Below are 12,018 nucleotides of genomic sequence, written 5' to 3'. Positions count from 1 at the left end.
TCCATTCTTTAGCGACCGTTATTCCCACATCTTTGCAATGTAAATTAATTTTTTATACAATGAAAAAAACAGCAATTATTATTCTTTCTGACCCAAAAGCTGGTACGGAAGAAGCTTTGGGAAGAGTATTTAACGCTTTGGCATCAGCTTATGAATTTAAACACGCTGGTGAAGAGGTGAAAATTATTTTTCAGGGAACGGGAATCAGATGGCCGGAACAATTGGAGAAGGCCGGCCACCCTGTTCATGGGCTTTACAATGAGGTGAAAGATTATGTGCACGGCCTTTCGAAAGGTTGTGTGGCGGTATTTGGGACTGAAGTTTCCGGATATGAATTATTGAATGAAAATGAAGTTCCGGGAACACCTGGTTTGCCAAGTTTCCTAAACCTGCGAAATGAAGGTTATGATATTTTGATTTTCTAATCTTGTTTTGAAACTGCTCTTTGAAATTTTTCGGAGAGCAGTTTTGTTTAAAAATTATAATTAAATTGCATATAAAATGTTGTCACAATCGGTCTACACGCTCGTGAATGAGCAAAACGGAAATCTGGCTTTCAAGCTTTTTGAGTTTGATAACAACAGCTATTTTGACCATATTCAGCGGAATAATTATTTTACATTAATCCTGATTACTTCGGGAGAGGGCGTTGCTACGGTTGATCTTTGCGACTATAATTTCAAGGAAAATACGTTATTTGCATTCTATCCTTATCAGCCGTTTATGTTGAAATCTGAAAAACCGATTATGGGAATTTCGATACAGTTTCATCACGATTTTTTCTGTATTTACAGGCATCACAAAGAAATTGCAGCGAATGGGATTTTGTTTAATAATGTTTATCAGCAACCCTTTATTCATTTAAATGAATTCAGTAAAAGTTCGATTCTGAATTTGATTAACGGCATTGCCAATGAGCTTAAAAATGATGCTTTCAGGAAAGATGAAGTTTTGATTTCTTATCTAAAAATTCTGTTGGTGACTGCCACTAGAATCAAGTTGGAACAGCAAACAATTCAAAATTCAGAAACGGTAAATATTAAGCAACAGTTTTTGATACAAAATCTGAAAAATGCGATTGAAGATCATTTCCGTACCAAACATTCGGCGAGTGATTATGCGGATTTACTAAATCAGACTCCGGCTTCACTGGCGAGAATTACCAAAAATCATTTTAATAAAACACTTTCGGATTTGATTACAGAAAGAATCATTATTGAAGCTAAACGTGAACTGTATCTTACGGATAAAACAATCAAAGAAATCGCCTATGAATTGGGTTATGAAGATGAATATTATTTCAGCAGGCTTTTTAAAAACAAAACGGATATTTCGCCTCAGATTTACCGAAATACTATTGGCTTTAATCGAGGTGCAGAATCTTAATTAAATTAAAAATGGACAGCTATAAAAAATATATGCTTGAATGCATTAAACTCGCAAAACAGGCATTGGCAAATGGAAATCCGCCCGTAGGATCTCTTTTGGTTTTTGAAAATAAAATTATTGGAAGAGGCATAGAATCAGGAAAATCCAGTGGAGATATTACGCAGCACGCGGAAATTTTAGCAGTGAAAGATGCTTTGGCGAATGGATATCGGGATGTTTTGGAAAAATCTGTTATGTTTTCAACTCACGAGCCTTGTATTATGTGTTCTTATCTGATCAGACATCATCAGATTTCAAAATTGATTTTGGGAGTTTCAGTTCCTTTTGTGGGCGGACAGTCTTCAGAATTTAAAATTTTAGAAACTGAAAATGTTCCTAAATGGGGAAATAAACCGGAAATTGAAATGGGAATTTTGCGGGAGGAATGTGAGATTTTAAATGAGGAGTTTAAGGATTATCTTTTGAAACATTTCCAACATTAAAGTTTTAAAACTGATAGCAACTCAACAATAATTTTTGCCGTCGCTCCCCAAACTTTATGGCCTTCAACTTTATAATAAGGAGTGGTCACCATATCTCCGGGAATATTTATTTCACCAAAACCTAAATTATTAGAATCTGAAAAATAATCTAGTTTTAAGTCAAAAATCTGCTGCACTTCACGGGAATCGGGTTTGAAATTTGGTCGATGTGGAAGATAACCAACTACAGGCAACACACTGAAATCGCTAGGACCGATATAAATTTTGGTAATCGTTCCTAAAATTTTAACTTCATCTGGTTCAATTCCAATTTCTTCTTTGGCTTCACGAAGTGCCGTCTGGATAAGATTTTCATCTGTTTCTTCAAATCTTCCTCCCGGAAAACCAATCTCATTCGAATGAAAACCATCGTAAGAATTTCTTAAAATCAAAGGAAAATAAATTTCATCATTGATTGGATACAAAAGCATTAAAACAGCGCTTTTCCGAGTTTTCTCTGTGGGTTTTAAAGTCAGATATTCTGCAGAAAGAGCTTCCATTATCTGGTGTGCTTTTTCTCTCGGAAGTTTTTTCTGAAGATTACTTTGAAGCTTCTCAATCAAATCAAAAAAAGTTTGCTGTTTCATAATTGTTGCTGCAACTGTTTCGGTGTGTTTCTGTATTTCTGTTTAAATGATGCTATAAAATGGGCGGGAGTTTCAAAACCAACTTCATAAGCGATTTCTGTAACGTTCTTTTCTGAATTTTTTAATAATTCGTAAGACTCTTCCAATCGGCGTTGCAAAATCCACTTTCCTGGATTTGTTTTAAAAGTTTGTACAAATTTTCGCTTAAACGTTGACAAACTACATTTGGCAAGAAAAGCATATTGTTCTAGAGAAATATTTTCTTTGTAATTGTTCTGCATTAATGTAACTAAATCAGGATTCTGATGATGATCAAAACTGCGCAATCGTTTTTCAAAATGATACCCATTGGGAGCTGAAATGAGAATCTGAAATAATTCTCTGATTTTAAAGGGAAGTAAAACCTGCAAACGTTCTTTATCCTGATTTAACTCGAAATATGATTTAAACTGAGCAATCAACGAATTCATTAATTCATCTTCTTCCAACAAAGCAACATCGCCGTTCAGACAGTCTTCAACTTGTATCTTAGAGGTATTTTTACAGTCGAAAATGGTATCAATTTGGGACTGAAGCCACACATCAGAAAAAAAGATAATAATTGATTCATAACCTATTTCTTCATCATTAATTTTATCGGAAACAAGATAAGAACCCTTTTTCATAAAAAAACCGGAACCAGCCGGAACAATTCTCTTCATTCCGCATCCCAAAATCTCTTTTGCACCTTGCAGAACGATGCTAATCATATTCATATGAACACACATATTGGCTCTGATGATTTCCTGATGAGTTTGATAATGCATTACCTGGATATCATCATTCCACGATAAAACCTTGGGATTTTCTTTGATAATTTTGCTGCAATTGAGATTGTTCATTGTTCAATAATTTTCTTGCTGTGACCTTCAAAATTGATAAATTAAAAACTGATAAAAAATGGACAGTTTTTACTTCGTAATGGACAAAATTTTATTAAACCCAAAAAGAGATGCATTATCACACATCTCTTCTTATTAATTTGAATTAGTCCTTATTTCAATTCATTACTAAATTGAGCAACATTTGCATCTTCTTTCTCAGAATTAAAACGATCCAAAAAATCAAGATACAATGGTATACTTCTTTCTACCCATTCCTGTGTCGGCTCGAAGGTCATTCCGTAGTAAGCAAAAAGCGGCTGGTAATCAGCTTTAATCCAGTCAAACATTGCTTCATAAGGACGGGTAAGATCTTCAAGATTAAATTTCAATGGCGTTCCGCGCTGTAAATGTTCTTCTTTTAATCCTAAAGAAATCGCAAGAGCCACTTTCTTTCCTCCAAACTTAAAACCACTTGAGCTTCCATAAGCCCAACCGTAAGTAAGAACTTCATCAAACCATTTTTTCAATAAGGCAGGACCATAATACCAGTAATATGGAAACTGGAAAATAATATGATCGTGCTCCTCCACCAATTTTTGTTCGGCTGCAATATCAAATTTCTGATCTGGGTAAACTTTATGTAATTGATGGATATGAAACTTCTCAGGGTATTTCTCTAATTCTTGTAACCACAATTTATTAATCACTGAGTTTTCAATATCAGGATGCGTGATGATAATTAATGTCTTTTTCATTTTAAATTTTAGGTATTTAATTAAGTTTTGATAAGACAAAATTAGGTCAGAATTTGAAGTGTTTATTTCATTAAAAGTTCAAAAAATATCGTGGAAAGTTCAGAGCTTATTGATTATTGAAATCTGTAATTGCTATTGAAAACAACTGCTGCAGCCTTCTAAGTTGAGACATTCTGAATTGTTTTAAAATGGATGATTTTCACATTAGAATAAATAAAAATTTTAGACATCTATAATATTTGGATGTACCGAAAATATAATATTACTTGATAAAAAAAACAAATCTGATACATTAAAATATATGACGACCATATTTTAGGTAACAATATACTTAAATGTACCAAGAGAGTCTTAGTAATTTGTAAGAGGTATTATTACTAAAAATTATTAGTTTTTTATTTCGAACCTCAATTTACTAAAACATTAAAAAAGATTAATCTGGCTTATTCCGGAATCAAAAAAAATGGCTCAATTTAGATTAAATTGGAGCCATTTGGACATTTGTGACCGCAGAAGGATTCGAACCCTCACTGTCGGAGCCGAAATCCGAAGTTCTATCCATTAAACTATGCAGCCGTATTCATAAATAATGAAGTAATTAATAATACACATTCAATGATTACTAATTACTCATTGTTTATTACTTATGTTTTAGAAAGTAATTTTCACTCCTCCCAGAATCTGTGCACCCAGGACTTTATATCCTTTGTACGTCTGGTATTTTGAGCTCAGAAGATTATTTCCGAGTGCGAAAATACTGAAATTTTTGTGAATTTTATACTCTGCAGAAAGATTTAAATCTGCATAGCCACCTACTTTATCATTGGTGTTCTCTGTAGACTGATAGATTACATTCGGAGCACCTACTCCTTCAATCGCATAAGAGTTTGTCGTTCTGTCACTTGCAAAGATTCCTTTGAATCCTAACAATAACTTCTTGTCAAGCATGGTATATTTCGCCCCGATGCTCGCATTGAATAAAGGAACGTTATAAATATTGTCATAATTCTTTAGATCATACTTTGTAAACCTTAACTCTCCATCTATAATAAGGTTGGCCAATGGGAAATACTGTACACTACCTTTGATATCGCTTACATTTCCGTCATCATACACGGCAGAGAATGTATTGGCAAAATTGTAGGCAGAACGATTAACAGATGTATTATCGAAAAGACCGTTGGCATTAAAGAACATAATATCTCTCATCTTTCCATACCCTGCAGAGAAGTCGTATTTCAACGTTTCATCAATATCACCTCTCAATCCTACATAAAAATGATATTTCGTCTCTGTTGGCTTTAAAAACTGGTCAGAAAGGATGAATGGATTTGTCTGCAGCATATCTCCATACGTATTCAGCTTCAAACCTCCATCTACCCCTCCGTAAAATTTAAATTCTTTAGCCGCTGCAAACTGGAATTCTGCCTGCGGGAACCAATAGGTTTTATTGTTTTTCTGCTGAGAAACCAGTTCCGCTGAGTTTTTAGCATTCAGGAAAGAGAATGAAGATCCTAATGTTAAGTAAGAATCTCCTTTTCTGAACGTCACTTTCGGAGTCAGGCTGGTATTGAAGAAATTGGAAGAGTTTTTATCTACCATTTCAAAATCAGTTTTAACAGCTTCTAAACCTACTCCCAAATCAGCATTCAGGTTGATTCCTGATTTTCCTAATTCAACAGCATGTTTGGAAAAATTGGCAAGGATGGAAACCTGGTTTTCCGAAGCATCAAAATGATCCTTCAGGAATGATGATTTTACCCTTACATCATTTAAGATTTCATTAGAATAAAAATCATAGTATCCGTTTACTTTAAACTGATTTACTTTTTGCTTCAGATCAAGCTCTCCGGTAGGCTGCATGGCATAGATTCCATAATAGTTATAACTGTCTAGACCATATTCAGCATTAAGGTTAAACTTCCCTTTTTCACCATAAGAGTTTAAGAAAGCTCCGATATTAGCCGAAGTCTGCCCGGATTTCCAGTCGTAATCTTTTTTAAGACCATTCGTAGACAAAACATGAACATCTGCTCCTACTTCAAGCTTGTTTTGAAGGGTTTTTGAAACGTTTCCGTCTACCAGAATTTTCCCGTAATTACCCATACCAAACTGGAAATAGTTATTCTGAGCCGTTCCGTCAAATTTTGGAGCCACATCTTCCCCCTGAATGGTTGAAGTTTTGAAATCGGAAACAGCAGGGACATCCGTGATATTGTACTTCACAGGAGTCTGTGATTTCTCTTCCGGCGGATAATTTTTGATGGTTTCCACAGAAGTTTTCTTCTTCTCGATCTTCTTCACTTCCGGCTCTCTTTTTTTGTTAAGAACCAGTTTTTCTTCCTTGATCTGGGAAAACGCCACCGACGAAACCCCTAAAAATAATATGGATAATATTTGAATCTTCTTGTTCATATTTTCTTTATTTGAAAAAATATATAACGGGTTTTTATTTATTGGAAGCCATATAACTGCCTAATAAAGCTTTGCCCGACTGTTTTGAAAAAGTTCTCCCCAGTCTGAATATATTAAACAGCCAAAGGCTTTGATAAACTTGTAATTTGTATTGATAATTTTTCGTTGTACTGTTCTCAGCTACATCATAACTGTAAGAAATATCATACGGAAATCCTGAAGGCAATAACCCCACTGTGAGCATACTTCCAATCATTGGGTTTCCACAAGAAGGAGTACGTGTCATCATCGGATGCAGTGTTATTTTAGCTGCATGGATGCTGTCTTCTACAATTTCATAAATATTGGAGTGTTTTAAAATTTTAAATTCTTTCTCAAGATCCTTATTCACCACAAAAGCTTTTTGCTTTTTGAAATCAGCTTTTGCATGGTTATACTCCTTTGGATATGCACTGTACGAAGGAATGCAGCTCCAGAGAGAAGTAGAAATTAAAAGAGAATATATGGCAATTTTAAACACCTTCATTTCTTATTTCTTAATCTGCTTTTTAACTTCTTTAGCTTCAGCAACGATTTCAGGGAAATCCTTGTAGTTGGCAATGATCTGATCACAGGTATAACTTGCCTGATAGTTATCTTTCAGACCGATATAGTTTTTCGCCATCAATACTAAGGCTTTTGCTCCCCAGAATTCTTCAGATGCATAGTTATTGGCTAGCTTAAAGATCGTTTCATTAGATGACTTGAAAGCTTTTCCTTTATTCTGATAATACGCTTTAGCATACAAAGCTTCCGCAGCTACTGATGTATTGGATGATTTTTCAAGAGAAACATAAGCTGTCTGTGCATCCTTATCTTTTCCTGAGTTCATCAGACTTCTTGCTTTGATCACTTTCGCTGTTTCAATAACTGCTGCTGAGTTTTTAGAATTAGCAATCACTGCATTGGCTAATTTTTCCGCTTCAGAGAAATTATTTTCTTCTGCATACAGTTTCATCAACTCTACATTCGCATAGTTTTTAATGCTGATGTTGGAAGAGTTTTTAATTCCCTCAAGATACTTTTTAGCTTCTGCATTATTCCCTTGTGCAATAAAGATTTGAGCTAAACGAGTTTGTGCATCATCCTGGTAATCGTTCTGAATTCCAGCTACTTCCTGAAGCACAAGTAAAGCTTTAGTTGAATTATTAGTCTGATAGTAACTTTCTCCCAATTCATACTTCGCCTGGTACAATCCCTCTCCTGTCGGATTCTGTGTCAGATACTTTTCGTAGTAAGAAATTGCATTTTTATAATCCTTCTTTGCGAACAATTGCTTACCTGTAGATAAGTTGATTTCATCTATTTCAGCAGCATCTACATTTACACCAATATTTCTTGCAAAAGTTTCATACCCTGAAACATCTCCGTTTTTCGTAAAGATTGGTTTTGCAGCCTGAACTACTTTCTGAGCATAAGCTGTATTCTTATACTGCTCACCCAAAGATCTCAGTTCAGAAAGTGCTTTATCATTCTGATTCTGGTCGATATAATTTTGTGCTCTGTAAATAGAAGCGTTAGCAATCAGATCCTTGTCAGAAGATCCTTTAATTACTTTTCCGAAATAATCGTTGGAGTTCGCAAAATCATCCTGAGCAGCATAGGCTGTTCCTATTTCGTATTGAGCATCATCGTAATATTCGGAATCCGGATATTTTGATAAAAGGTTTTTAAGGTTAGTAATCTTCGCCTGTGTATCTCCTTTGAATCCTAAAGCCATTGCTTTTTGGTACAAAGTATAATCCGTAGCATCTTCATTTTTATCATAAATGGCAATCGCTTCGTTCAGATCATTGTTGGCATAATGAATATCTGCAAGACGAAGTTCTGCATCATTTTTAAATTCCGGTTTCGGATTGGCAAGATATTGTTTGAAATACGTAGCAGCCTGGTCAAATTTCTTGGATTTAAAATAAGCATATCCTAAATCATACGGAAGCTGCTGTTTTTCAGGGAAGCTTTCATCAAGAAGTTTTTCATAACGAACAATGGCAGACGGGTAATTTCCTTTCTGGTAATATACCTGTGCCAGCCAGTACAAAGCTCTGCTGTTGAATTCTTTATTGATATTGAAACCAAGGCTTCTCAAGAAATATTTCTCCGCTTCATCGTAGTTTCCTTTGTTGAATTCTTCAGTCCCCAATAAATAAGAAACTTCCTGATCTACTTTGTTGATCTCTGGAGTTGAACTCTGTAATCTGTCAATCGCATTCAGCGTTTCTTTATAGTTTCCGGAATACAGATAGGATTTCACCAATAAAGATCTCATCTCTGTAGCATTGGCTCCATTCTGATTTTCGTTGATATAACTTTGGATGACCGCAGAAGGGCTTTCAAACGGATTACCAATATCATAACTTAATTTAGCATACTGCTCATGAGCCAGCTTTTTCACTTTCGCATCATAATCCATCTGATAAGAAGAACGGAATGCAGAAAGTGCTTCCTGCTTTTTATCAACTGCCAGATAAGCATTTCCTAACTGGTAGTAAGCATTTTGTGCTAAAGCTGAATTACTGTTTAGAAGCTGATTATAATAAGAAACTGCTTCATCGTATTTTTTAAGCTGTGCAGCTACAAATCCCATCTCATACAAATCGTTTTCTGATGGATTCTGCTGTACGCTCAGATAATCTTTTAAATGGGGGTAAGCTGAGTTATAGTCATTCTTCATGAAATAACTCTCCCCAATGATCTTATGAACTTCCGCTTTATAAGAATCTGAAATATTTTCGTTTAACAGAGCTTTTCCTTCTGTAATTGCCTGATCATAGTTCTTGTCATTATAATACATCTGTACATAATAAGGACGAACCAGCTTTGAGAATTTATCCTGATCTTTTATGGAGTCAAAATACTGGAACGCTTTATCATTTTGTCTGCTGCTGTAATACAAATGTCCCAGCATGTAAGCGATATCACCTTTTTGAGACTGATCTGCTGTTTTATAAGCTTCTTCCAGAGCATCGGTAGCTCCTTTGGAATCACCCGTCATGAATTTTGCATATCCAAGCTTCAGAATATACTGGGTATTTTCCTCTTTTGAAAGTTGATACTGGTTCACCTTTTTCAAGGTTTCAAGTGCTTTGTCAAAATCTTTTTTTGCTAAATAGTAATCTGCCAGCGGAAGATTAGCCTGAGCAAAATAAGCAGAATTAGGATATTCTTTCATGAAAGCCGTTAACCCTTCTTCAGCATGATTTTTCTGAAGAATCACACCGATTACATTATCAAAAAACTGCGCAGCTTCCTTCTTCGAACGTGACAAATTCTGATTGTAGAAATATTGTCTTGCATATTCGTATTGAGAAGCGTTGTAGATTTTAGTCTGATAAAGATTTTCGGCTAGATTGAACCTGTAATTTTCTTTCTGGGTAAAATATTGGGACTGTTGAGCATCGGAGATTCCGAAATAAATTACTGCAGCCGCTAAAAGTATTTTTTTTGATTTCATTCTTCTTGATATAAGAAAATTAGTCTAAATAAGTTAACGAAAATATTAAAAACTTATTGTTTAAGCAAGCTTTAACAGCGTTAATGGATGTTAATACTTATTTCATAACCATGAAAATTTTCTCACTATACAATGATAAAATTTACTACTTTCGTCTGATAAAATGTAAACAATTTTAATTAACGGTTATCAAAAACGTATTTAAATTGGATACTTTTTCAACAACAGCTAAAAACATACCATAAACACACCATTCCATGAAATTTAAGATTCTTTTAGCATTAATTTTTGTAAACCTCATGCAGGCCCAAAAATTTCACTTTCCAAAGACAGCTGTAAATGACTCTCTTCTATTGGAAAAACAGATACCCGGACTTGCCATGCAAGTGATTCCTCAACTTCAGTCTGCCAAGTACAAACCAGAAAACACCGTTGATCTTATGGACAATCTTTTCCGTTTGCAGATGGTGGCTCAGGATTATAAAAATTCTTTGGCTTCTCTTTCCGAAAACCGTAAGCTTTTTGCCGATAACAATATGGGAGACTATAGATATATCGGATTTGAACTGTATGCTCTTGCAAAAATGGAGCAAAAAGAAAACAATACCACCTTTTCCAATGCCCTTCAGAAAGTCTTTAATAAAAAGTATGAAAGCCTTTCCGAAAAAACGATTCCCAGACTAGGAATTGCTCTTGATGGAGATGTAAAAGAATCCAGAAAGCAGTTAAAAAAAGTACTGGATAAACAAAAAGACAAAGACAGTATTGATTACAGAACTGCTCTTGCTCTATGCAAAAGCTATTTGAGTTATAAAACCTATTCCGGTATAAAACCTCAGGTAATGCAGCTCCGGGCTTCAAAAGATAAAGAAAGATTCATTATTGAAACCAAAGATCTTACCATAAAAAACGGAGCTACCTTAACGATTACTATTGTTCGGAAAAAGGGAAATACTTCCCCACTTCCTGTTATTCTTACCAGCAATATTTATGCAGGTTCATTTGATGAATTCTTCGGAAAAAGAGCCGCTACTTATAATTATGTAGGAGCTGTTGTCAATACACGAGGTAAGAGAAACAGTAACAATGTAAATAATCCTTTTGAACATGAATCGGAAGATATCTATGAAGTTATCGACTGGGTAAGCAAACAGCCTTGGTGTAACGGAAAAGTAGGAATGATCGGCGGAAGCTACTTAGGTTTCAGTCAATGGGCATCCGTAAAAAAATTACATCCGGCATTAAAGACGATTGTTCCACAGGTTGCAGTAGGTATCGGGATTGATTATCCTGCTCAGAATAACATCTTCATGAGCTATATGCTGCAGTGGATACAGTACGTGACCAATAACAAATTAACAGATGAAGCAGATTTTGCCAATGCTGTAAAGTGGGATTCTATTTATACAAAATGGTATAAAAGCGGGAAATCATTCAGATCTTTAGACGCAATAAGTGGAAAACCAAGCAAAATATTCCAGCGATGGCTGGATCATCCGGGATATGATGAGTACTGGCAGAAAATGGTTCCTTACAAAGAGGATTTTTCTAAAATCAATATTCCTATCCTGACGACAACGGGATATTATGATGATGATCAGATTGGTGCACTGTATTATTTTAAACAACATCATCTCTACAATAAAAATGCAGATCATTATCTGGTCATAGGCCCATATAATCATGGAGGAGCGCAAAGTTTCGGATTTACTTACGTGAATGGAAATCCTATTGATCCGGTAGCCAGAATAAGTATTGATGACCTTGCTTTCTCATGGTTTGATTATATTCTTAAAGGAGGTCCAAAACCGGAAATTTTAAAAGACAAAATCAATTTTCAGGTGATGAATACCAATACCTGGAAGCATGTGGCTGATCTTGATAAAATGCATACTTCCACCGTGAAATTTTACCTTCAGGACAAAAAAATATATCATCTGTATTCAATAAACCGGAAAACAAGACTTTCACAAAACAAACCGTTGATTTAAAAAA

The 12,018-nt window shown here is 35.0% G+C and carries 10 protein-coding genes and 1 tRNA gene; 4 read left to right on the top strand and 7 right to left on the bottom strand.

The window, feature by feature from the left end:
• Positions 1-59 precede the first annotated feature (59 nt).
• The 3 genes from BOQ62_RS17395 to BOQ62_RS17385 all read left to right on the top strand — a co-directional run bounded on the left by BOQ62_RS17395 (position 60) and on the right by BOQ62_RS17385 (position 1,871).
• The gene (locus BOQ62_RS17395; protein WP_129041475.1) at positions 60-425 is read left to right on the top strand and encodes a DsrE family protein; all 366 of its coding nucleotides are present in this window, start codon (positions 60-62) and stop codon (positions 423-425) included.
• Between the two features lie 76 nt (positions 426-501).
• The gene (locus BOQ62_RS17390) at positions 502-1,386 is read left to right on the top strand and encodes a helix-turn-helix domain-containing protein (RefSeq protein ID WP_129041473.1); all 885 of its coding nucleotides are present in this window, start codon (positions 502-504) and stop codon (positions 1,384-1,386) included.
• 11 nt (positions 1,387-1,397) lie between these two features.
• Entirely contained in the window at positions 1,398-1,871 is a 474-nt protein-coding gene (locus BOQ62_RS17385) for a nucleoside deaminase (RefSeq protein ID WP_129041471.1), read from the top strand.
• Here BOQ62_RS17385 and BOQ62_RS17380 read toward each other — a convergent pair.
• The 7 genes from BOQ62_RS17380 to BOQ62_RS17350 all read right to left on the bottom strand — a co-directional run bounded on the left by BOQ62_RS17380 (position 1,868) and on the right by BOQ62_RS17350 (position 10,023).
• Complete coding sequence (locus BOQ62_RS17380) at positions 1,868-2,497, bottom strand: NUDIX hydrolase (RefSeq protein WP_129041469.1); 630 nt, start codon at positions 2,495-2,497, stop codon at positions 1,868-1,870. The genes BOQ62_RS17385 and BOQ62_RS17380 overlap by 4 nt on opposite strands.
• The gene (locus BOQ62_RS17375) at positions 2,494-3,378 is read right to left on the bottom strand and encodes a helix-turn-helix transcriptional regulator (RefSeq protein WP_129041467.1); all 885 of its coding nucleotides are present in this window, start codon (positions 3,376-3,378) and stop codon (positions 2,494-2,496) included. Before BOQ62_RS17375 ends, BOQ62_RS17380 begins: the two co-directional genes overlap by 4 nt.
• Positions 3,379-3,530: 152 nt before the next feature.
• Positions 3,531-4,115 carry an NAD(P)H-dependent oxidoreductase gene (locus tag BOQ62_RS17370; RefSeq protein WP_129041465.1) on the bottom strand — a complete coding sequence of 195 codons (585 nt, stop codon included), beginning with the start codon at positions 4,113-4,115 and terminating at the stop codon, positions 3,531-3,533.
• A 504-nt stretch (positions 4,116-4,619) separates the two neighbouring features.
• Positions 4,620-4,691: transfer RNA gene (locus BOQ62_RS17365), tRNA-Arg, on the bottom strand.
• Positions 4,692-4,766: 75 nt separating this feature from the next.
• A complete protein-coding gene (locus BOQ62_RS17360) occupies positions 4,767-6,530 on the bottom strand; it encodes a TonB-dependent receptor (RefSeq protein ID WP_129041463.1) in 1,764 nt (587 codons plus the stop codon).
• A 34-nt stretch (positions 6,531-6,564) separates the two neighbouring features.
• Entirely contained in the window at positions 6,565-7,056 is a 492-nt protein-coding gene (locus BOQ62_RS17355) for a hypothetical protein (RefSeq protein WP_129041461.1), read from the bottom strand.
• A gap of 3 nt (positions 7,057-7,059) precedes the next feature.
• A complete protein-coding gene (locus BOQ62_RS17350; protein ID WP_129041459.1) occupies positions 7,060-10,023 on the bottom strand; it encodes a tetratricopeptide repeat protein in 2,964 nt (987 codons plus the stop codon).
• Positions 10,024-10,280: 257 nt separating this feature from the next.
• Here BOQ62_RS17350 and BOQ62_RS17345 point away from each other — a divergent pair, with 257 nt between their 5' ends.
• Positions 10,281-12,014 (top strand): CocE/NonD family hydrolase, encoded by a 1,734-nt coding sequence (locus BOQ62_RS17345; protein ID WP_228414265.1) that lies wholly within the window; start codon positions 10,281-10,283, stop codon positions 12,012-12,014.
• The last annotated feature ends 4 nt before the right edge of the window (positions 12,015-12,018 follow it).

Origin of the sequence: Chryseobacterium sp. CH21 (genome assembly GCF_004119445.1) — a bacterium.
Lineage (GTDB): Bacteria > Bacteroidota > Bacteroidia > Flavobacteriales > Weeksellaceae > Chryseobacterium.
The sequence above is the reverse complement of the archived record's forward strand: the minus strand, read 5'-3'. Positions and strand labels throughout refer to the sequence as shown.